We start from the raw sequence: 21,961 nt of genomic DNA on the forward strand, positions 1-21,961 counted from the left end.
GATCCATCCGATGGGGATGGATCCGCCCGCTGTATGCGCTATCAGGGGAGGGCTACCTACCGGTGATGCCCGGCGGCGTCACTTGTCGGTGTTGGCCGTGTTACCGGTGCCGTCGGCGCTCGGCTCCTCGACCTGTGCCGGCTGGGTGGAAGCGTCGAATGGATTGGGTTCGGTGGTGTTCCACGGTTCGGCTTCCGGTGCGGTTTGTGCTGGTGCGGGCGCCGGTTCCGCAGCTGCGGGCGTGGCCGGCATGGTCTGCTCGGGCAGCGGCGTGGCCGGCATGGTCGGAATGGTCGGCACGGCGGGCATGGTGGGCATCTGATACGTCGGTGCTTCGGGTGCGGGCTGTGCGGCGGGCGCAGTGGGTGCGGCGGGTGCGGCGGGAGCCTGATAGGGCTGGAACTGCTGGCCGGTGGCAGGGGCCGTGGGGGCGGCGGGCATGCTGTAATCCGCGGTGCCGTAGGTCGGGGCGGCGTTGGCGGGAGGCATGTAGGTCGGTGCGGGAGTCTGCGGGAAGCGCGGATTCTCGTCGAAGCGCGCGCCTTCCGGCTTCGGACCGGTGGCCATGAACACGATGTACATGATTTCGAGCACGATGAGGATGAGCACGCAGATCATGAGCACGAAGCTGATTTTCGCGACGGTGTCGGATGAAACGCAGCTGCTCATGTCTCGTGGCATGATGCCATCGAGCATGGCGCCGGAACCGTACATGGCGATGGAGCAGTTCCGGTTGTAGTTGTACAGCGAACCGATGGCGCTAATCACGGCCGCGATGCCCGCGATGAAGGTCGCGAACACCAGGACGTAGTAACCGAACAGCCACCAGCCGGACCGGTTCGTGTCATGCAGTCGCCTGACGCCCAACGCGATGACCGGGACGACCGTCGCCAGTCCCCACAGGCCCGGCAGGAAGCTGAGCTGATCGATGGAATTCGCGATGGAGCCGAGGATGAACGTAATGATGAGGTTCGCCAGCATGAACCACCAGAACTCGCTGCGGGAGGCGCGTCCCTTGAAGACGGCGTATTTCTTCCAGAAACGGAGGAAGGCTTCGGTGAAGGAGCATCCGTAATACGGCTGGTTCAGCGGGACGGTGCCGGTCGGGGGGATTCCCGGGGTGTTGTACGGTGCGCCCTGAGCGTATTGCGGCGGTGCAACAGGCTGTTGAGGCTGAGGGGGTATGTTCGGGTTCGACATGGTATCTCCTTCGGTCGAATGGCCGTGATGGTGCAAACGTCTTCAATTGTACATGGTGCAAACGTCTTCAATTGTACAAAGGGAAAGGGTGCCGGCCGGCGTGGGAACTGGAAGCGGTTGGCGAGATTCCCGGATGATTGCTGGACGTTCGCTGGGAGTTCGATTCGGTGATTCGGCGGCAGGGTGGTGGATGCGCGTCGCATCCGTCGCCGCGCTCGTCCCTCTTGCGGGGCACAATGGAGCCTATGACTGAAGCTGAAAACAACAAACCAGAACTTCCTGAAAACGTTCGTGTGCGCTTCTGCCCGTCACCGACCGGCATCCCGCACGTCGGCATGGTCCGCACAGCCCTGTTCAACTGGGCCGAGGCGAGACATACCAAGGGAACCTTCGTGTTCCGCATCGAAGACACCGACGCCCAGCGCGATTCCGAGGAAAGCTACAACCAGATCATCGAAGCCCTGAACTGGCTCGGCATCGACTGGGACGAGGGCATCAACGTCGGAGGCCCCGACGGCCCGTACCGCCAGTCCGAGCGCGGCGACATCTATAAGGCCGTGGCTGCCAAGCTGCTTGAGGCCGGCTACGCTTACGAATCCTTCTCCACCCCCGAGGAGATCGAGGCCCGCAACGTGGCCGCCGGTCGTCCGAAGGCATTCGGCTACGACGGCTACGACCGCAACCTCACCGAGGAGCAGAAGGCCGCCTTCCGTGCCGAAGGCCGCAAGCCGGCGCTGCGTATCCGCATGCCCGACGAGGACATCGCCTTCGATGATCTGATCCGTGGCCGCATCGAATTCAAGGCCGGTTCCGTGCCGGATTACGTGATTGTCCGTCCGAACGGCGACCCGCTGTACACCCTGACCAATCCGGTCGACGATGCCATGATGCGCATCAACGTGGTGCTGCGCGGCGAGGATCTGCTGAGCTCCACCCCGCGTCAGATCGTGCTGTACCGTTATCTGATCGAGCTGGGCGTGGCCAAGGAGATGCCGCTGTTCGGCCATATGCCGTACGTGATGGGCCAGGGTAACAAGAAGCTTTCCAAGCGCGACCCGGAATCCAACCTGTTCCTGCACCGCGACAACGGTTTCATCCGCGAAGGCCTGCTGAACTACCTGGCGCTGCTGGGCTGGTCCATCGCCCCCGACCGTGACGTGTTCTCCATGGACGAGATGATCGAGAAGTTCGACGTGCGCGACGTGAAGGCCAATCCGGCCCGCTTCGACCTCGACAAGGCCATTTCCATCAACGCCGAGCACATCCGCATGCTTGAACCGCAGGACTTCCTCAACCGTGCCGTGCCGTACCTGCACCGCGACGGCGTGGTGTCCGCCGACTCCTGGGATGCGCTGACCGACCGTGAGCGTGAGGTGCTCACCGCCGCCGCTCCGCTCGTCCAGCCGCGCGTGCGCCTGCTGGGTGAGGTCGCCGGCATGGTCGGCTCCCTGCTGAGCGAGGTGGGCTACATCGAGCCCGCCGACGATGCCAAGAAGCAGCTCAAGGATTCCGCCCCCGAGGTGCTCGACAAGGCCATCGCCGCGCTTGACGGTGTTGCCGAAGCCGATTGGAAGACCGACAACCTGCATGAGACCCTGAACAAGGCGCTGGTGGAGGATGGCGGCTACAAGCCGCGTCTGGCCTTCGGCCCGGTGCGTGTGGCCATGTCCGGCCGCCGTGTGAGCCCGCCGCTGTTCGAATCCATGGAGATCGTCGGCAAGGCCGTTTCCATGGCGCGTCTGCAGGGGCTGCGCGAGCACCTGTGATTGGCCTCGTCCGGCTTCGATCGGACGTTCCGGCCGTATTCCGACCTGAGTGATGGCCGGCGAATCCCCGTGGTTCGCTGGCCATCACGCGTTTTCCCCATATTCCATAGCCGAGTCGCGGATCGTCTTGCGACGTTTCAGGCTTGGGTGAGCCTGATTCGGGGCCTGCTTGAGCGGTTCGACGTGCGGCTCATGTGATGAAAACCGTTGGAAATCAAGGCGACACGCCGTAAGTTGCGCACGTTCGGTAATCCGCGTATATTAATCACTCGTTGCGGTTCACACGGCACAGCCGAGAACCACAGCAAATAAATTAAGCCCCCATCGTCTAGCGGTCTAGGACTACGCCCTCTCACGGCGCCAACACCGGTTCAAATCCGGTTGGGGGTACGACGGACAACTTTTCGAAGTTGCCACGCCTGCCAAATTGGGATGTGGTGTAATTGGCAACACAGCTGATTCTGGTTCAGCCATTCTTGGTTCGAGTCCAGGCATCCCAGCCAATAGCCCTCGTGGAAACGCGAGGGTTTTTTGTTTCTCGCGGGAACTCGTATCGTGAGCCTATGCGGGGATGGGTTACAGTGGAGGACATGACGGAATCGCAGCACATGCTTGAAGGCCTGTCCAATACGCCGAGGATCAAGCCAGCGGAAGAAGGCGACAAGCGGCCGGTATCGGTGTCGGCGCGTCTGGGGCGGCTGCAATTCCATAATTCCGGCAAGTTCAGGGTGCTGCAGGTCTCCGATATCCAGGACGGCGCGAAGGTTTCGAAAGACACCATCGCGCTCATCGCGGTATCGCTTGATACCGTCCGCCCCGACTTGGTCGTGTTCACCGGCAACCAGATCGCCGGGTATGATTCCGCATTCGCCGAAACATTCGTCAAACGCCCGTGGAATGTGCAGGAGGCGGAGCGGGAAGCCGTGGAGCGCACCAAACAGCAGGTGCGCGGTGCCATCGAGCAGTTCCTGACGCCGCTGATCGAACGCAGCGTGCCATTCGCCGTCACCTACGGCAATCATGATGCCCAATGCGGGTTGACCAACGCGCAACTCGACGAGATCTACCGATCGTTCCCGGGCTGCCTGAATCCGGCTCCGTGTGATGCCGCGGGAGCTTCGGAAATGCAGGAACCGGGGGAGGGACTGCTGCCGAAGCAGACCGTCGTTCCGTTCGCTCCGGGCACCTTCGTGCTGCCCGTACTGGGATTGGAGGGGGCCACCAACGTGCTTGCCCTGGCGTTGCTGGATTCCGGCGGTTATGCGCACGGCGGCGGATTCGCAGCACCGGACGGCGAGGCATTGGCGTTCCTGAAAGCCGTGCCGCACCGCTTGGGTGTCAGGATGATGCTGTTCCAGCACATGCCGGTTCCGCAATTCTACGATCTGCTCAAACCGGCAAAAGCCAACGCGCCGTACGCCATGCAGGGGTATCGGGCGCATGCTGGCTGTTATTACGTGCTGGACGGCGAGCGAACCCAGGTGGGCGGATACCTGGGGGAAGGCATCAGCTGCCCCGACGAATCGGAGGAGTTCGGCCTGCTGCACGACGCTCTGATCGGCATCAGCGCCGGGCATGACCATCGCAACGGTTTCGTCGGCGAGCTCGACGGCACGATGCTGCTTGCCACGCCCACCTGCGGTTTCGACACGTACGGCCCGGCCCCGGACCATCGTGCGACGAGGCTCATCGAGTTCGACATCCGCCACCCGCACGAGCCGCGCACGCAGCTGTTGACCTTCGGCGAGCTGGTCGGCAAACCGAGTTCCAAAAAGGCGTACACGTATGCGATTAACGCCAAGCCGCCGCAGGATGGCGAGGGGGATGATCTGCTGCGCAAACCGTCCTTGGTGTCACGGCTGCTTGGCCTGTTCGGGCGCAAATGACGATGGTCCGTCGTGGGAGACGCGACGGTGACGATATGCGAAAGGCGTGCGGTTCCGAGTGGAATCGCACGCCTTTTGTTATGCGTTATGGCGCGATGTGTGCCGTGCGCGCATGAGACGCGGTGCGCCTCAGCGGCCGGCGGAGGCTTTGATCAACGCGTCGGTGAGATAACGGCCCGCGGCCATCACCAGCGGCGCGTAGCGGCGTCCGGGCGTGGTTCCCATGCGTCCGATCGGGCCGGAAATGGAGATGGCGGCGATCACCTGGCCAGAGGCGTTGCGAATCGGTGCCGAAATCGAGGCGACGCCCTCCTCACGTTCGTTGACGGATTCGGACCATCCGCGCTTGCGCACCTGTGCGAGCTTGGCGGCGTTGAACTTCGCGTGGCGCAGTCCCTGATGCAGGCGGTCGGAGTCCTCCCAAGCGAGCAGGATCTGCGCGGCGGAACCCGCCTCCATCGACAGCATGGCACCCACCGGAATGGAATCGCGCAGGCCGGAGGCGCGTTCGACGGCGGCGATGCACACTCTCTGATCGCCCTGACGGCGATAGATCTGTGCGGATTCCCCGGTGCGGTCGAGCAACGTTTGCAGAATCGGACCGGCGGCGGTGAGCAAACGATCCTCACCTGCGGCGGCGGCGAGTTCGGCGAAACGCGAGCCGAGCACGAATCGGCCGTGCTGGTCGCGCAGCACGAAACGATGACGTTCCAGCGCGATGGCCAGACGATGCGCCGTGGGGCGGGCGAGGCCGGTGGCGCTCACCAGCTGGCCGAGCGTGGACGGGCCGGATTCGAGAGCGTCGAGGATCTTGACGGTTTTGTCAAGCACTCCAACGCCGGAATGGATTTCATTGTCCTTCGGCGTGGCGGCCGACGCCTGATCGGCGGGCGCGAATTCGCCATTTTGCGGTGTGATATCGTTCTCAGCAAATGTCATAATAAGGTGATTATGCCATCTCACATAGTGAAATCGCAAATCGGGAAAAATCTCACTGTTCGGCCCTGCCTGGCATATCTCAATATCCGACCGCATTCGGGGCGATATGTGGAACGCACCATAGGCTAGTACCACGAACAAGAAGCAAACGCAAGAGTTAGTGTGAAAATTCAGGAGGATTTCCATGGGAACGACACTGGCCGAAAAGGTCTGGGCCGATCATTTGGTACGCAAGGGCACCGACGGCGCACCCGATTTGCTGTACATCGACCTGATGCTTATGCACGAAGTCACGAGCCCGCAGGCGTTCGAAGGCCTGCGACTGGCCGGACGCAAGCCGCGCCACGTTGACCAGCTCATTGCCACCGAGGACCACAACACCCCGACCGTCGACATCGATAAGCCGAACCCCGACGAGACCAGCTCGCTGCAGCTGACCACGCTCGAGAAGAACTGCAAGGAATTCGGCGTGCGCCTGCACCCGCTGGGCGACGCCGACCAAGGCGTCGTGCACGCCTTCGCCCCGGTGCTGGGCCTCACCCAGCCGGGCATGACCATCGTGTGCGGCGACTCGCACACCTCCACCCATGGCGCGTTCGGCGCATTGGCCTTCGGCATCGGCACCTCCGAGGTCGAACATGTGATGGCCACGCAGACCCTGAGCCTCAAGCCGTTCAAGACCATGGCCGTCAACATTGAAGGCGAGCTGCCGAAGGGCGTGACCGCCAAGGACATCATTCTGGCCATCATCGCCAAGATCGGCACTGGCGGCGGCCAGGGCTATGTGATCGAATACCGTGGCGAGGCGCTGAAGAAGCTCTCCATGGACGCGCGTATGACCATCTGCAACATGTCCATCGAAGCGGGTGCCCGTGCCGGCATGATCGCTCCGGACGAGGTCACCTTCGAATACCTCAAGGGGCGTCCGCATGCGCCGGAAGGTGACATGTGGGATAAGGCCGTCGAATACTGGAAGACCCTGAAGACCGATGATGACGCCGTGTTCGATAAAGAAGTCACCATCAAGGCCGAGGATCTTGAGCCGTATGTGACCTGGGGCACCAACCCCGGCCAGGGTGCCCCGATCTCCGCCACCGTGCCCGATCCCGAGTCCATCGCGGACGAGACCGAGCGCAACGCCGCCAGGCGCGCCATCGACTACATGGGCCTCAAGCCCGGCATGGCGATCAAGGACATCGCCGTCGACACCGTGTTCATCGGCTCCTGCACGAATGGCCGACTCGAAGACCTGCGCGTGGCCGCATCCATTATGAAGGGCCACCACAAGGCCGAGAACATCCACCGTGTGCTCGTGGTGCCGGCATCGTCCCGCGTCCGCCTGCAGGCGGAAAAGGAAGGGCTCGACAAGATCTTCAAGGACTTCGGCGCCGAATGGCGTAACGCCGGCTGTTCCATGTGCCTGGGTATGAACCCCGACAAGATGGTCGCCCGCGAGCGTTCCATCTCCACCTCGAACCGCAACTTCGAAGGCCGTCAGGGCAAGGGGTCCCGCACGCATCTGGCATCGCCGGCAGTTGCGGCCGCCACGGCCATCCGTGGCACGATTTCCTCCCCGGCCGACCTGTAAACCCATTGAGCCGTAGACCGAGATAGACAACCAAGGACTTTCGAAATGGAAAAACTTACCACTCTTACCGGCGTTGGCGTGCCGCTGCGCCGTTCCAATGTCGATACCGACCAGATCATTCCGGCCGTATTCCTCAAGCGCGTGACGAAGACCGGTTTCGACGACGCGCTGTTCTACGCATGGCGCCGCGACCCGGAGTTCGTGCTCAACAAGCCCGAGTACGCCAAGGGACAGATTTTGGTGGCCGGCCCCGAATTCGGCATCGGCTCCTCCCGCGAGCACGCCGTGTGGGCGCTGCATGACTACGGTTTCCGTGTGGTCATCGCGCCGAGCTTCGCCGATATCTTCTATGGCAACACCGCCAAGAACGGTGTGCTGGCCGCGATCATGCCGCAGGAATCCGTCGAGCTGCTGTGGAAGCTCCTCGAGGAGGAGCCGGGCACCGAGATGACCGTGAGCCTGGAGGATCGTACGGTGACCTGCGGCGACGTGACCCTGCCGTTCGAGGTGGGCGATTACGTGCGCTGGCGTCTGATGAACGGCTACGACGACATCGATCTGACACTGCAGCATGAGGATGACATCGCCGCATACGAGAAGATGCGTGCCGAGAAGTTCCCGTTCAAGCCGAAGACCCTACCGGTCAAGCAAGAGCCGGAACAGGCGATCGAATCCGCCCGTGAAGGCGAATACCCCAACTGGCAAGGCCCGTTGGCCGATCGCGGCATTATCTAGCCGCATCCGACGGATGGCTGTGGCATCGCCTCTGCCCCCCCTCTTCAAGCCCGGCATTCAAGCCGGGCTTTTTGTTTATCCTGGCATTGCTTCCTATCCCCTCCGCCGACGGCAAATTCCATAAACATAAAACGATGGTAAAACGAGCGGAAAGTCATGATTCGTTGAGCTGGCTTGGACTGAATGGTCCGAAACGACCTGTGGAAAGCCATGTAGGTGAGATGGGCCGGGTGTTCGGGGCTTATGGCGCGTTACAGTGGATACAACATCCCGCGCGTTCACATCGCACATCCAACATGACACGAGAACAACTTCGGAGAGCACTATGAGCCAAGGTTTCGCGCCGTTTTATGACGTCAATCGCACGTATGAAGACAACTATCTGCAGGGGCCGTTCGGCGCATTCGTCGAAGCGTTGAAGAACGATTCCGCTGCCGATACCTCCGAGCAGTCCACTCAATCCCAACCGTTCGATCAGGCGGAGGAATTCCTTGGCTTCCGCGTGAACCTGCCGTTTGGCATCCCTGCCGGTCCGCTGCTGAACGAGCGGTTCACCACAGCCGCCTTCCGCATGGGCTTCGATTTGGCGGTGTACAAGACGGTCCGTTCCCGCGCGTGGGGTTGCAATGCGTTCCCGAACGTGCTTGCCGTGCATCCGAAGAACGCGGACGGGTCGTTGGTTCCCGGAAGCGCCGAGTTGGACGAAGGCGTGCTTGCCGATACCCGATACGAGCTTCCGATTTCGATTTCCAACAGTTTCGGAGTGCCGTCACGCGATCCCGACGAATGGCAGCCGGACATGAAGAAAGCGATCGCCGAAGCCGGCGACGGCCAGCTGCTCGTGCCAAGCTTCCAAGGTTCCCGCGTGGACGGTATGGATCGCAAAGCGTATATCGCGGACCACGTCACCACCGCGCATCTGGTTGCGGAAACCGGAGCCGGACTGATGGAAATGAACACCAGCTGCCCGAACGAAGGCCACAATCGCCTGCTATGCCATGACCCGCATCTGGTGGGGGAGATTACGGAAGCTGTGAAAAACGAAATCGGCGATCGCCCGCTCATCGTGAAACTCGCGTACATTCCCAACGATGCCGATCTGGAAACCATGGTCAAGGAAACCGTTGGTCGTGGCGCTGTGCAAGGCTTCTCCACCATCAACACCATTTCGGCGCGCCTGGTGGACGCCAATGGCAATCAGGCCTTGCCGGGAGCCGGACGCGACCGTTCCGGCGTGTGCGGTAACGCCATCCGCGGAGCCGGTCTCGACATGGTCGGCAGGCTTTCCGCCATCCGTGAGAAACTCGGCGTTGACTTCGCCATTGTGGGTGTTGGCGGTGTGATTCGCCCCGATGACTACAAGGCGTATCGTGCGGCCGGCGCGAACGCAGTGATGAGTGCCACCGGAGCCATGTGGGACGCGAATCTCGCGCGCGAAATTAAGGAGACGCTGCGTTGAATTCCGTTTTGCGAACATGCTACACGCCTTAGGGCAACTGAAAGGCAGTGTTTCTTTAGATTTGGCCCAACAGCGGGTTGAAAGAGGTTCCCAATAAGTCGGCGTTGAGCATTGAGTGCAATGTCGCTAATGTAACCGGACAGCCGCAGCCATTTTCTCCAACATTTTTTCACCGGCACTCGCTTCACGCGGGTGCCGGTTTTGCTTTTTCGGCGATTGCCATGGGTGTGCGGAGTCTTCCTGTGTTTTGACTTTGCTGCCTCATGACTTCTTTTTTGGTCCGGCCATCGTGTATCATGTTCGTTTGGCGTGTTTCGCCCGCGGATAGAGAGCGCGTCGGCATTGGGCTGGCAGCACCGCGCAGCAATATAAGGAGGATGCCGTGGCACTGACGGCTGAAGAAAAGACCCAGATCATCAACGAGTTCGCGACCCACGAGGGCGACACTGGTTCCCCGGAGGTCCAGGTTGCCCTGCTCTCCAAGCGCATCGCCGATCTGACCGAGCACCTGAAGGAGCACAAGCATGATCACCACTCCCGTCGTGGTATGCAGATGATGATCGGTTCCCGCCGCAGCCTGCTCGATTACCTCAAGCGCACCGATATCAACCGTTACCGTGCGCTGATCGAGAAGCTTGGTCTGCGTCGATAATTCAGACTTCCGCCCGGGCGCCCATAGGCGCTCGGGCGTTTTACATACGCTGCCAACGGCAACAACGCAAACGAGGGCGATGAAAAGAATCAGGCCGAAGGAACAGGCCAGAACGGTAAGCCCGACTGAAGAGGTTGACACGAGGAACGCAGCCAAGGGGCTGTGAACATTGCGAATGTAAGAGCTTGCCCAGCTGAAGAGGGCTGTTTGAAGGAATATTAGGAAAACACAAAGGAGTAGCCCCATGGAGGGTCCTGAAATCAAAGCCGCAGAAGCCGTTATCGATAACGGCTCGTTCGGTAAGCGCACGCTGCGCTTCGAAACCGGTCGTCTTGCCCAGCAGGCTGACGGCGCAGTCGCCGCCTACCTGGACGACGACACCATGATCCTGTCCACCACCACCGCCGGTTCCAGCCCGAAGGAGAACTACGACTTCTTCCCGCTGACCGTCGACGTGGAAGAGAAGATGTACGCCGCGGGCAAGATCCCTGGCTCCTTCTTCCGCCGCGAAGGTCGTCCCAGCTCCGAGGCCATCCTCGCCTGCCGTATCATCGACCGTCCGCTGCGCCCGCTGTTCCCGCACACCCTGCGCAACGAGGTGCAGGTCGTCGAGACCATCCTCGCCGTCAACCCGCAGGATGCCTACGATGTGGTCGCGCTGAACGCCGCATCCGCCTCCACCATGATCTCCGGCCTGCCGTTCGAAGGCCCGGTCTCCGGCGTGCGCCTGGCCCTCATCGACGGCCAGTGGGTCGCCTTCCCGACTTGGGAGCAACGTGAACGTGCCGTCTTCGAGATCGTGGTCGCGGGCCGCGTCATCGAGAACGGTGACGTCGCCATCGCCATGATCGAGGCTGGTGCCGGCAAGAACGCCTGGCACCTCATCTATGACGAAGGCCAGACCAAGCCGGACGAGGAAGTCGTCGCCGGTGGCTTGGAAGCCGCCAAGCCGTTCATCAAGGTGATCTGCGAAGCCCAGAACGAGCTCAAGGAGAAGGCTGCCAAGGAAACCAAGGAATTCCAGCTCTTCCCGGAGTACACCGACGAACTGTACGCGCGCATCGACGAGATCGCGCACAAGGATCTCGATGAGGCCCTGACCATCGCAGAGAAGCTGCCGCGCCAGGATCGCATCAAGGAAATCAAGGAAGGCGTGAAGGCCACCCTCGCCAACGAGTTCGAAGATATGGACGATGCCGAGAAGGAAAAGGAAATCGGCAACGCCTTCAAGGAGCTGCAGCGCCAGATCGTGCGTCGCCGCATCCTGACCGAGGATTACCGCATCGACGGCCGTGGCCTGCGCGACATCCGCACCCTGTCCGCCGAAGTGGACATCGTGCCCCGCGTGCACGGCTCCGCCCTGTTCCAGCGCGGCGAAACCCAGATCCTGGGCGTCACCACCCTGAACATGCTCAAGATGGAACAGCAGCTGGACTCCCTGTCCGGCCCGCAGTCCAAGCGTTACATGCACAACTACGAGATGCCGCCGTACTCCACCGGTGAAACCGGCCGCGTCGGCTCCCCGAAGCGCCGCGAAATCGGCCACGGTGCCCTCGCCGAGAAGGCCCTGGTGCCGGTGCTGCCGAGCCGCGAGGAGTTCCCGTACGCCATCCGTCAGGTCTCCGAGGCCATCGGTTCCAACGGTTCCACCTCCATGGGCTCCGTGTGCGCATCCACCCTGTCGCTGCTCGCCGCCGGCGTGCCGCTGAAGGCCCCCGTCGCGGGCATCGCCATGGGCCTCGTGTCCGGCGATGTGGACGGCAAGCACATCTTCAAGACCCTGACCGACATCCTGGGCGCCGAGGACGCGTTCGGCGACATGGACTTCAAGGTCGCCGGCACTTCCGAGTTCATCACCGCCCTGCAGCTCGACACCAAGCTGGACGGCATCCCCGCCGACATCCTGGCCGCCGCCCTGCAGCAGGCCAAGGAAGCCCGCACCACCATCCTCGAGGTCATCAACGAGTGCATCGACGGCCCGGCCGAGATGAGCGAGTTCGCCCCGCGCATCATCACCACCACCGTTCCGGTTGACAAGATCGGCGAGATCATCGGACCGAAGGGCAAGATGATCAACCAGATCCAGGAGGATACCGGCGCCGAGATCGCCATCGAGGATGACGGTACCGTGTTCATCTCCTCCGAAGGCGGCGAAGCCGCCGAGAAGGCCAAGCAGATCATCGACCAGATCGCCAACCCGCATGTTCCGGAAGCCGGCGAAACCTACAACGGCAAGGTCGTCAAGACCACGTCCTTCGGCGCGTTCGTGAACCTGACCCCGGGCACCGACGGTCTGCTGCACATCTCCCAGATCCGCAACCTCGCCAACGGCGAACGCATCGACCAGGTCGAGGACGTGCTGCAGGAAGGCGACACTGTCGAGGTCGTCGTGCAGGGTGTCGACGATCGCGGCAAGATCAGCCTCGCCATCCCCGGCTTCGAGGATCAGGAATCCAACTCCGGCCGTGGCGGCCGTGAGGATCGTGGTGGCCGTGGCGATCGTGGTGGCCGTGGCCGCCGTGGCGATCGTCGCGATGACCGTCATGATGATCGCCGTGACGACCGTCGTGAGGATCGCCGTTCCCGCGACGATCGCGATTACGACGACCGTCCGCGCCGTGGCCGTCATGAGGATCGTGACAACGATCGCGACCGTGATTATGATGATCGTCCGCGTCGCCGTCGTTCCTACGATGACCGTGATGATCGCGACCGTGATTATGATGATCGTCCGCGTCGCCGTCGTTCCTACGACGACCGTGGCGACCGCGACTACGATCGCGACGATCGCCGTGGTGGCCGTGGCAGCCGCCGTGGTTCCGACCGCAACCCGCGTTACGCGACCGATGACAACTACGACGATTACCGTTCCGAGCGCGAAGAGCGCACCGAGCGTCCGCGTCGCCGCGTCCGTCGCGATTTTGATCCGTTCGAAGACTGACGTCTTCTCACGGATCCTTCGCAGCGGAGCTGCTCACTTCGCCTACAGGAAGCCCACCGGGCTTCCCGTTTGACGGCTCAGCATTCGAAGACTGACGTCTTCTCGCGGATCGGTGACGTACAGCGTCGCTAGCCGTAGCGAACGGCAATGATATCGGTATCGGGGCCGTCCACCGGAGCATTCTCCGGCGGACGGCCCCGATTCACTTTCCCGGGTTTGTTTCCCAAGGCATGGAATGGCGCGGTTCCCGCGGTATGGGTTTTCGTATCCGTATGCGATAATGAAATCGTTGTCTCGATTTCGCAAGGAGGAACTTGCCTATGAACATCGCCGTTATCATCGCAATCGTCGTTGTCGTACTGATCGTGCTGTGGGCGGTCGGCGCGTACAACGGACTGGTGTCGTTGCGCAACCGCGTGAAGAACGCCTGGTCGCAGATCGACGTGCAGCTCAAGCAGCGTGCCGACCTCGTACCGAACCTCGTGGAGACGGTCAAGGGTTATGCCGCCCACGAATCCGAGGTTTTCACCCAGGTGACGCAGGCCCGCAACAAGGCGGTCCAGGTCGCCGCCGATCCGAACACCGAACCGGCCCAGCGCATCCAGGCGGAGAACGACCTTTCCCGCGCCATCTTTAACCTGCAGGCCACCGCCGAGGCGTACCCGCAGCTGCAGGCCAACCAGAACTTCATGGATCTGCAGTCCCAGCTCAAGACGCTGGAGGAGAAGCTCGCCTACGCACGCCAGTTCTACAACGACGTGGTGCAGAAGTACAACACCAAGATCGAAACGGTGCCCACCAATATCATCGCCTCGCTGTTCCACTTCAAGCAGGCGGATTACTACCAGATCGCCGAAGCCGACCGTGCGGTGCCACAGGTCAAGTTCTGACGGTTCCGCTCGTATGATGCTCCAAGGCTTACGGGCATAGGCTCGGCCTTGGGAATCGGGTGCGACGCAAGGGGAGTCGCGTCCGACGGTGCCGGGCCGGTTGGCATCGGAAGACGGACGCGGGGAGGAGACGTCCGCCGTGATTCGGTGTACAAGGCCGCAGACCGACAACGCAAGGGAAGAGAAAACGGATGAGGAAGAGGCTTATCAGGGCGGTGGCCATCGCCATCGTCGCGGCATTGGCCGCGGCGGTCATGGTGGTGTTCGTCTGGCTCGACGGGAACGACGAGGCGACGGCGAGCTACCGTAGTTTGGATTACGATGTGACGGTGCAAACCAACGGCGATCTGAAGATCGTGCAGCACATCGACTACCAGCTCAAGGAAAGGGAGGACAACAGCTCCTCCAAATACTGGCGTCAGCTGTACTGGCAGTACACGTTGGACAGCACGAACCTGACCAACATCACCGACATCAAGGTCAGGAACGTCACCACGGGCGCGGAATACAGCCAAGTCAACCCGCAGAACCCCAACAGGGTGGACCAGTACACGTGGGATTCGAAATTCGCCAACCACTGGTACATCGCCGATGTGACGAATGGAAGCAGCTACCCCGAGCCGTTCGACACGCAGAACGACGGTCTGGATCCGAACGCGCGGGAACACACGAGGAAAAGCGTTGAAATCGGTTGGAACATCCCGTACACGGTCAAGGCCGACAGCATGAAATTCGACGTGGAGATGACCTTCCACGGCGTCTCCACGAAGTACAAGGACATCACCAGCTTCCAATGGGAGCCAATCAGTCCGACCAACACCTTCCCGGGCGCGAAGATGACGGGCGTCGTCCGCTTCCCCGATGGCATCGACGCGAAGAACTCGTGGGGGTGGCTGCACACCAAGAACGATTCCGAAACGGAACGCGGCAAGCAGGGCGAGCTGCGGTTCGCCGTATACAACCTGAAAGCCGAACAATACGTCGACGTGGTCGCCGCCTTCGACAGTGCGGTGGCGACCGATGTCGCCAGGACGGAACCGACCGATCACCTCGACACGTTGAAGGCCGATGAGACGAAGCAGGAGAAGGCCTGGCACGACAGCCAGCATCAGAAGGCCGTCGTCCGCGTCGTGATCTGGATCGTCTCGCTGGTCATCGGCATCGGTTCATGCGTCCTCGCGATCATCGCGGTGATCCAATCCAACAAGGCGGCGCGTTACCGCGGAGGATTGGAATACTGGCGCGATCGTCCGTCGCTGTCCCCGGCATCCGCCGCCCGCATGATCGACATCATCGGCGAGGCGAAGGGCACCCAGTCCTCCCGTTCCATGACGGCCACGATCCTGGCGCTCGCCGCCAAGCATGCCATCGCGATCTACCCCGGTCCGGCATCGAACTACAAGGGCATCGACATGAGCACCGCCGACCCTGTGCAGATCTCGCATATGATCGCGTCCGACGGCGTTAAGGCGCTTGCCTCGTCCAAGACGAGCACCATCGTCATCATGCCGGATGCGTTGCACAACCGCGAGACGCTGAATCTGAGCCAATCCGAGCAGAAGTGCCTGCGGCTGCTGGTCAGCATCTCGATGCGCGTCGGCTACCCGGTGTTCGACCTCAAGCAGATGAAGAATGCCTGCAAGGATTGGACTTCCGGCTATAAGGAGCTTGAAGCCTTCGAGACGGCCTGCGACACCGAATTCGCGATGCTCGGCGCCACCAGCCAGTCGGCGTGGCGGTACATGCTGCCGGGCAGCATCGCCGCGATCGTTGGCCTGATCATCAGCATCAACGGCTTCTTCATCGGCAATCTCGCGCTTGGCTTCCTCATCGGCATGCCGATGTTCCTGATCGGCGTGTTCTGCGATTGCGCCGGGGCGTCCGAGACGGTTACGCCTGCCGGTCAGGAGTACGCGGGCCAATGCCTCGGCCTGCGCAACTACATGCAGGATTTCTCCGACTTCTCCGACCGCGGTGCCGCCGACCTGACGATGTGGGACTGGTATTTGGTGTATGCGGCGGCGTTCGGCATCTCCGAGCAGGTGATGAGGGAACTTGCGAAGGCCTATCCGCAGGTGCGTGACCAGGAGTGGCTGGACGCGAACGGCGCCGGTTCCATGTGGTACTGGGGTTACAGTCCGATGCATTGGGGCTCCGGTTCCTCGACGCCGGGCACATCGTTCGGTGGATTCGGCGGCTCTTCGGGCGTGTTCGATATCGGCACACAGATCGATTCGGGCTTCTCCGCGGTGCGCAACACCATCAGCGCCGCGGCCCCGTCCAGCAGCGGCGGTGGTTTCGGCGGTTCGGGAGGCTCGTTCTCCGGTGGTGGATTCGGCGGATCGAGCGGCGGTTCCGGCGGCGGTTCGGCAGGCGCCCGCTGATTCTGCGGATGGTCGCCCGACCCCGGCTGTTCCCCGGTGCGGATGCTCCGTGCCGGGGAACAGCGCGTTTGAAAGGCGGAAAATGGGTGACAAACGGGTGGCAGACGGGTGATAAGCGGGTGATTGGGACAACGCGGGTCTTGGGCGTGACACGAATCGCGTGCCTTGGGTCGCAAGTATTCTGGAACACAGCGCATATCAACCGCCAACGCCTACCGTAAGGAGAATCCCATGACCCTGTTCCGAGATCTCGGACCGTTCCACACCACCGCCATCGGTCACGGCGAAATGCCCCTGACCATCGAGAACAACCGTGGCCATGATGTCGGCATCGAAACCCTGCACGCTTCGCTGGATGCGGGTTGCCGCCACATCGACACCGCATGGGCCTACTACACTCCGGGCGAGGAGGAGCAGACCGGCGAGAAGCTGGTGCGTGAGGCGCTCGACACGTGGAAGGGACCGCGCGAGGAAGTCATCGTGGCCACCAAGGTCGGCCTGCGTCGCGCGTGGGACGGCGACAAGCCGATCTGGCCGCGCGACGGCGAGCCGGAACATCTCATCGAATACGGCAAGCAGTCCGCGCAGGCGCTCGGCGTCGACTCCATCGACCTGCTGTACCTGCATCGCCATGATCCCGAAGTGCCATACAACGAATCCTGCGAAGGCATCAAGGCCCTGCTCGACCAGGGCGTGGCCCAGTGGGCGGGCGTTTCCAACGTCACCATCGAACAGCTCGACATCGCCCGCGAAATCCTGGGCGACAAGCTCGTGGCCGTGCAGAACCAGTATTCGCCGATTCATCTGGAGACCCAGGACACGCTCGACTACTGCCGTGAGCTTGGACTGGCGTTCGTGTGCTGGAGCCCGCTGGGCGGCTACCGTCACCCGTACGACGAGCACCTGTTCGACCCGTTCCGCAAGGTCGCGGCCGAGCATGGCGTGAGCTACCAGCGTGTGGTGCTGGCGTGGGAGCTCGCCAAGGGCGATCACATGTTCGTGATCCCCGGCGCGCACCGCCCCGAAACGATCCTCGATTCGCTCAAGGCGGACGAGCTTGAACTGAGCCCCGAGGAGCTGGAGTTCCTCGGCTGACCGTGTTTCCCGTGCGCCTCGGGTGGGGCGCACGGGCCAGACGGGGCCGGCACAGTGCTGTGCACTCCGATCCGTACAATGTTGAAGGTTTTACGTCGAGTACGAGGAATGAACGTGCATAGAAGAAACAAGCCCGAAGTGTTGGCCCCGGCAGGCAATCTGCGAGGACTCAAAACCGCCGTCGATTACGGTGCGGACGCCGTGTACTGCGGCGGCAAGGCGTTCGGCATGCGCAGTGCGCCGAAGAACCTGTCGCTGGCGGATTTCGAGGAAGGCGCACGCTACGCGCATGAGCGCGGGGCGCGTGTCTACGTGACCTGCAACGTGCTGCCGCGCAACAGCGAGGTCGAAGCGATCCGCGAATATCTCGGTCAGCTGAAAACCACCGGCGTGGATGCGCTGATCGTCAGCGATCTCGGGGTGATGATGACCGCGCGTGAGGTCGCGCCGGAACTCGAACTGCATGTGAGCACGCAGGCCGGCATCACCAATTATGGTGCCGCGCGCGCCTTCTACGAGCTTGGCGCCAAGCGCGTGGTGCTCGCCCGCGAAATGGATCTGCAGGCGGTGCGCGACATCCGCGCACGCATCCCCGACGACATGGACATCGAATGTTTCGTGCATGGCGCCATGTGCATGGCGTTCTCCGGGCGTTGCCTGTTCTCCAACTATCTGACCGGGCGAGACGGCAATCATGGCGAATGCGCCCAGCCGTGCCGCTGGAAGTATTCGATTGTGGAGGAGAAACGCCCCGGCCAGTATTTCCCCATCGAACAGACCGAGAACGGCGCGTACCTGTTCAACTCGCAGGATATGAACATGCTGGAGCATGTCGACGATCTGATCGATTCCGGCGCGATCAGTCTCAAAATCGAGGGACGATCCAAAAGCGCCTACTATATCGCCGCGATGACCAACGCCTACCGGACCGCGGTGGACCGCTACATGGTCGCGCGAGGCTTCGAGGATGCCGACGGCAACGAGCTCAAGCCGTTCCATGACGCCGTGATCCGCCCCGGCGACCCCGATTACGACACCGCCGTGCAGGACGATATCGCACGCAACGCGGACAAGGCCTTCGCGGGCGTGCCGGATGCCGAGGACGGCCAGGCCGCGCCGCAAGTCGGTGCCGCGCACGCCGTCAACATCGGCAACGCGGATGATGGCGATCTGAGCTATCACGCGCGCAGCACGCGCCGCAAATCCAACACCGCGGCGGAGATCCTTCCCGAAGGCTGGCATCATGCCGCCGTGCGTCCGGCCGAACACGTCGAACTGCCGGAATGGCTGAAGGAGGAGCCCTACAAGGTGGCGCACCGCGACTATTCCACGGGCTTCTACTACCCCGAGCACAAGGTGCAGCAGCGCACCGATCGCGCCGGGTACTTCCGTTCCTGGCTGGTGGTCGGCGAAGCGATTTCGTGGACGCCGGAGGAGGGAGGCAGGCTCACCATCATGAGCCGCAACAAGATCGAACCCGGTCAGGAAGTCGAATTCCTGCTCGCCGGGCAGCCGCCGCTTGCCTACACCATCCCCGAATCCGGGCTGCGTGACGCGGACGGCGCTCCGGTCGCCGCCATCAACAACCCGGCACACGTGTTCTCCATCCCCTGCCCGCACGATATCCCGGCCAACACCGCCATCCGTTCGCGCACCAAGCACGCCACGCTCAAGGCCGAGTAGCCTTCCCGCGCGTCCGCTTCCGGCGTATCCCATACCCATCTATCGTCATCGACATCAAAGGAACAAGCATGACCGAATACGACGACGCGATCCTCGACTCGTCCACCATCAGCTCCACGGACAAGGCCGGACGCCCGATCCCCGTCACCATCCCGATCGCCCTCGCCCAGGGCATCACCGTCACTTACACCACGCGACTCGGCGGCTTGAGCGCGGGGGAGTGGGGCAACTGCAACCTCGGCGGCAAGGGCGGCGACAGCGCCGAAGCCGTGCTGTCGAATCGCATCGCGCTTGCCGAAGCGGTCGGCGCCCCGCTGAGCATCATCTCGCAGGTGCATTCCGGCAAGGCCGTCGACGTGGATGAGGTATTCGGCAGGAACGCGCCGTTCGGCTACGATTTCTCCGGAACCCAGGACGATGAAGGCCACACGCCCGAAGGTGTGACGGTGATCGAAGCCGACGCGCAGGTCACCTCCCGCAAAGGCGTGGCGCTGGGCGTGTTCGCCGCGGACTGCCTGCCCGTGCTGCTCGCCGACCCGCAGGCCGGCGTGATCGGCGTCGCCCATTGCGGCCGCAAAGGCCTGCAGACCGGCGTGATCGGTTCCGCGGTCGATCTGATGACAACCAAGGGCGCCGTGCCGGAGCGCATCGTGGCGACGCTCGGCCCGCGCATCTGCGGCGACTGCTATGAGACCGGCGACGAGATCGCCGACGAATTCGACGCGCAATTCCCCGGCAGCTTCTCGCTGACCCGTTTCGGCGGCACCGGCATCAACATCGTCGCCGCCGCACTGAGCGAACTCGCCGAAGCTGGCGTGGTGGCCGACAATATCATCGAATCGCGTCCGCGCGTCAACGCCGCCACCCAATACCTGAGCGAGGACGCCGAACTGGCCGAACTGTGCGCCAACGACGGCGAAGGCCCCGCAAGCCTCGAGGAGCGTATCAGCGCGATCCACCGCAGCATGTGCACCGTGGAGAACCCGCTGTGGTATTCGCACCGCAGGGCTGCGCTCGCAGGCAAAACCCATGAGGGCCGCATGCTCGCGCTCATCCAGCGCAGCTGACGGTTGCGGTTGAACGGCCTGTTCGCACGGCCGAACGGCCACGCGAACCGACGGAGATTCCGTGCAGAACGAACGCCCGCGCCCGCCCAAAAGTTCCGGCGCGGCATAGGTTGGAGAACTATGCAAGAAGAAGAGAAGAAGCAGCAGACGGTGCCCGTGGTGGCCGTGGTCCTCGCGGCCGGTTTCGGCACCCGTTTCGACCCGGAGAACCCCAAGCAGCTGGTTTGCATCGCCGACAAGCCCATCGTGTGCTGGAGCATCGAGGCGTTCGAACGCAACAGCCGCGTCAGCGACATCGTGGTGGTGGTGAACCCGAAGGTGCGTGACGGCATCGAAGGGCTCATCGATGAAGCCGGGTACGGCAAGGTGCGTATGGTGATCGACGGCGGCGCCGAACGCGCCGACAGCACGATGGCCGCGTTGGATGTGCTGAAACAGGCGGGAATCCCCGAAAGCGCGAAGATCCTCATCCACGATGCCGTGCGTCCCCTCGTCTCGCAGGAGTCCATCGACGAGTCGATCGACGCGCTGGACGAGTTCTCGGCCGCGACCGTCGCCTTCGCCTCGACCGACACCATCCTGCTGACCCACGACGCGGGCGACCGTAAGGTGATCGCCTCGGTGCCCGACCGCGCCGACACGTTCCGTGCGCAGACCCCGCAGTCGTTCCGTTTCGGCACGATCCACCACGCTTACGAGCTGGCGGCGGGCGACCCCGACTTCCATCCGACCGACGACACCCGCGTGGTCGTCGACTACATGCCCGACGAACCGGTCGCCATCGTATCCGGCAGCGAAACGAACCTGAAGGTCACCACGCTCGCCGATCTGCCCACGGCCGAACGCATCGCGGCGAGCGTCATGCATCAGCTCACCAAGGAGGAGGCGCGGGAGCGCATGCACGCCATCCTGCGTGAAGCGATGGGTCGTTGAGAAACGACCGGGGAACGGCTAGGGAACGACTGGGGAACGGTAGACTGGGCATATGCAGCAGATCAGCGTGGTGATTTCCGGATTCGACCATTACGATGGCATCGATGTCAACCCATCCCATGAGGTGCCGAAAGCCCTGGCGGAGCATGGCATCGACGGACTCGACGGGGTGGACCTGTCGATCAGCGCGGTGAGTCTGCCGGTGAGTTTCGCCAAGGCATGGCCGGTATTGGAACAGACCATCGAATCCGTGAAACCGAACATCGTCATCGCCACCGGTCTGAAACGTGCCGCTCGTGGCGTGATGCTGGAACGGTGCGCCACGAATCTCATGGATGCCAACAAGCCGGACATCGACAACGCCGTGCCCAAGCTCGCGCCCATCGACCCCAGCGGCCCCGCCGCCTATTGGACCCGGCTGCCATTGCGTGCAATCCTCAGCCAGTTCACCCATGATTCCATTCCGGCCACGCTCAGCTCCGACGCCGGCACTTTCGTCTGCAACTCCCTGTTCTACAACCTGTTGAACTGGGCCTCCTCGCAGGAGAAGGTGCTGTCCGGCTTCGTAAGTCTGCCGCTGGTCAACGAGGAACCGCATCCGCAGCATGGTCTGCCATTGCATCAGCTGGTGCAGGCCGGCGCCGATGTGGTGCGCGAGAGCGTGGAATACTATATGCGCCCCTCCAGCGAGGACATTCTCATCGCCTGACCCGTTCCCTTCCGCCGGTATGCGGTCGAGGCTG

General features: G+C 62.5%; 16 protein-coding genes and 2 tRNA genes. 16 read left to right on the plus strand and 2 right to left on the minus strand.

Annotated elements, in window-relative coordinates; translation table 11 throughout:
• Positions 1-78: 78 nt before the first annotated feature.
• Positions 79-1,200, minus strand: a complete 1,122-nt coding sequence (locus tag BUB29_RS07000; RefSeq protein WP_052109191.1) for a DUF805 domain-containing protein — start codon at positions 1,198-1,200, stop codon at positions 79-81.
• 245 nt (positions 1,201-1,445) lie between these two features.
• On the opposite strand from BUB29_RS07000, the gene gltX reads away from it, so the two are divergent.
• From gltX to BUB29_RS07020, 4 genes are all read left to right on the plus strand, one after another.
• Positions 1,446-2,966, plus strand: a complete 1,521-nt coding sequence (gene gltX / locus BUB29_RS07005; protein WP_033523265.1) for a glutamate--tRNA ligase — start codon at positions 1,446-1,448, stop codon at positions 2,964-2,966.
• Between the two features lie 317 nt (positions 2,967-3,283).
• Positions 3,284-3,356 (plus strand) — tRNA-Glu (locus tag BUB29_RS07010).
• A 38-nt stretch (positions 3,357-3,394) separates the two neighbouring features.
• Positions 3,395-3,469, plus strand: a tRNA-Gln gene (locus BUB29_RS07015).
• An 87-nt stretch (positions 3,470-3,556) separates the two neighbouring features.
• On the plus strand, positions 3,557-4,852 hold the full coding sequence (locus BUB29_RS07020) for a metallophosphoesterase family protein (RefSeq protein ID WP_033523264.1): 1,296 nt from the start codon (positions 3,557-3,559) through the stop codon (positions 4,850-4,852).
• Between the two features lie 129 nt (positions 4,853-4,981).
• On the opposite strand, the gene BUB29_RS07025 is transcribed toward BUB29_RS07020, so the two are convergent.
• The gene (locus tag BUB29_RS07025) at positions 4,982-5,791 is read right to left on the minus strand and encodes an IclR family transcriptional regulator (protein ID WP_033523263.1); all 810 of its coding nucleotides are present in this window, start codon (positions 5,789-5,791) and stop codon (positions 4,982-4,984) included.
• Between the two features lie 184 nt (positions 5,792-5,975).
• Between BUB29_RS07025 and leuC the strand changes: the two genes are divergently transcribed.
• The 12 genes from leuC to BUB29_RS07085 all read left to right on the plus strand — a co-directional run bounded on the left by leuC (position 5,976) and on the right by BUB29_RS07085 (position 21,927).
• Positions 5,976-7,379 (plus strand): 3-isopropylmalate dehydratase large subunit, encoded by a 1,404-nt coding sequence (gene leuC, locus BUB29_RS07030; protein ID WP_033523262.1) that lies wholly within the window; start codon positions 5,976-5,978, stop codon positions 7,377-7,379.
• Between the two features lie 45 nt (positions 7,380-7,424).
• A complete protein-coding gene (gene leuD, locus BUB29_RS07035; RefSeq protein ID WP_003827660.1) occupies positions 7,425-8,114 on the plus strand; it encodes a 3-isopropylmalate dehydratase small subunit in 690 nt (229 codons plus the stop codon).
• A 325-nt stretch (positions 8,115-8,439) separates the two neighbouring features.
• Positions 8,440-9,573: a beta/alpha barrel domain-containing protein gene (locus BUB29_RS07040; protein ID WP_033523261.1), complete on the plus strand. Its 1,134-nt coding sequence runs from the start codon at positions 8,440-8,442 to the stop codon at positions 9,571-9,573.
• Positions 9,574-9,955: 382 nt separating this feature from the next.
• Entirely contained in the window at positions 9,956-10,225 is a 270-nt protein-coding gene (rpsO, locus tag BUB29_RS07045) for a 30S ribosomal protein S15 (RefSeq protein WP_003827663.1), read from the plus strand.
• A gap of 244 nt (positions 10,226-10,469) precedes the next feature.
• Positions 10,470-13,166, plus strand: a complete 2,697-nt coding sequence (locus tag BUB29_RS07050) for a polyribonucleotide nucleotidyltransferase (RefSeq protein WP_034249561.1) — start codon at positions 10,470-10,472, stop codon at positions 13,164-13,166.
• 320 nt (positions 13,167-13,486) lie between these two features.
• Positions 13,487-14,056 carry a LemA family protein gene (locus tag BUB29_RS07055; protein WP_033523244.1) on the plus strand — a complete coding sequence of 190 codons (570 nt, stop codon included), beginning with the start codon at positions 13,487-13,489 and terminating at the stop codon, positions 14,054-14,056.
• A gap of 191 nt (positions 14,057-14,247) precedes the next feature.
• The gene (locus BUB29_RS07060; RefSeq protein ID WP_033523243.1) at positions 14,248-16,440 is read left to right on the plus strand and encodes a DUF2207 domain-containing protein; all 2,193 of its coding nucleotides are present in this window, start codon (positions 14,248-14,250) and stop codon (positions 16,438-16,440) included.
• Positions 16,441-16,671: 231 nt separating this feature from the next.
• A complete protein-coding gene (locus BUB29_RS07065) occupies positions 16,672-17,535 on the plus strand; it encodes an aldo/keto reductase (RefSeq protein WP_033523242.1) in 864 nt (287 codons plus the stop codon).
• Between the two features lie 108 nt (positions 17,536-17,643).
• Positions 17,644-19,218 carry a peptidase U32 family protein gene (locus BUB29_RS07070; RefSeq protein WP_033523241.1) on the plus strand — a complete coding sequence of 525 codons (1,575 nt, stop codon included), beginning with the start codon at positions 17,644-17,646 and terminating at the stop codon, positions 19,216-19,218.
• Between the two features lie 68 nt (positions 19,219-19,286).
• Positions 19,287-20,285: a purine nucleoside phosphorylase YfiH/LACC1 family protein gene (locus BUB29_RS07075; protein WP_033523240.1), complete on the plus strand. Its 999-nt coding sequence runs from the start codon at positions 19,287-19,289 to the stop codon at positions 20,283-20,285.
• A gap of 120 nt (positions 20,286-20,405) precedes the next feature.
• A complete protein-coding gene (locus tag BUB29_RS07080) occupies positions 20,406-21,218 on the plus strand; it encodes an IspD/TarI family cytidylyltransferase (RefSeq protein ID WP_033523239.1) in 813 nt (270 codons plus the stop codon).
• 52 nt (positions 21,219-21,270) lie between these two features.
• Positions 21,271-21,927: a pyroglutamyl-peptidase I gene (locus tag BUB29_RS07085; protein WP_033523237.1), complete on the plus strand. Its 657-nt coding sequence runs from the start codon at positions 21,271-21,273 to the stop codon at positions 21,925-21,927.
• The last annotated feature ends 34 nt before the right edge of the window (positions 21,928-21,961 follow it).

The sequence above is a fragment of the Bifidobacterium merycicum DSM 6492 genome, assembly GCF_900129045.1.
GTDB lineage: Bacteria > Actinomycetota > Actinomycetes > Actinomycetales > Bifidobacteriaceae > Bifidobacterium > Bifidobacterium merycicum.

Coding starts and splice junctions, on each gene's coding strand:
- BUB29_RS07000 (WP_052109191.1), bottom strand. CDS start 1,200: ATGTCGAACCCGAACATACCCCCTCAGCCTCAACAGCCTGTTGCACCG.
- leuD (WP_003827660.1), top strand. CDS start 7,425: ATGGAAAAACTTACCACTCTTACCGGCGTTGGCGTGCCGCTGCGCCGT.
- BUB29_RS07085 (WP_033523237.1), top strand. CDS start 21,271: ATGCAGCAGATCAGCGTGGTGATTTCCGGATTCGACCATTACGATGGC.
- BUB29_RS07020 (WP_033523264.1), top strand. CDS start 3,557: ATGACGGAATCGCAGCACATGCTTGAAGGCCTGTCCAATACGCCGAGG.
- BUB29_RS07070 (WP_033523241.1), top strand. CDS start 17,644: ATGAACGTGCATAGAAGAAACAAGCCCGAAGTGTTGGCCCCGGCAGGC.
- BUB29_RS07050 (WP_034249561.1), top strand. CDS start 10,470: ATGGAGGGTCCTGAAATCAAAGCCGCAGAAGCCGTTATCGATAACGGC.
- BUB29_RS07080 (WP_033523239.1), top strand. CDS start 20,406: ATGCAAGAAGAAGAGAAGAAGCAGCAGACGGTGCCCGTGGTGGCCGTG.
- BUB29_RS07055 (WP_033523244.1), top strand. CDS start 13,487: ATGAACATCGCCGTTATCATCGCAATCGTCGTTGTCGTACTGATCGTG.
- BUB29_RS07065 (WP_033523242.1), top strand. CDS start 16,672: ATGACCCTGTTCCGAGATCTCGGACCGTTCCACACCACCGCCATCGGT.
- gltX (WP_033523265.1), top strand. CDS start 1,446: ATGACTGAAGCTGAAAACAACAAACCAGAACTTCCTGAAAACGTTCGT.
- leuC (WP_033523262.1), top strand. CDS start 5,976: ATGGGAACGACACTGGCCGAAAAGGTCTGGGCCGATCATTTGGTACGC.
- BUB29_RS07075 (WP_033523240.1), top strand. CDS start 19,287: ATGACCGAATACGACGACGCGATCCTCGACTCGTCCACCATCAGCTCC.
- BUB29_RS07025 (WP_033523263.1), bottom strand. CDS start 5,791: ATGACATTTGCTGAGAACGATATCACACCGCAAAATGGCGAATTCGCG.
- BUB29_RS07040 (WP_033523261.1), top strand. CDS start 8,440: ATGAGCCAAGGTTTCGCGCCGTTTTATGACGTCAATCGCACGTATGAA.
- BUB29_RS07060 (WP_033523243.1), top strand. CDS start 14,248: ATGAGGAAGAGGCTTATCAGGGCGGTGGCCATCGCCATCGTCGCGGCA.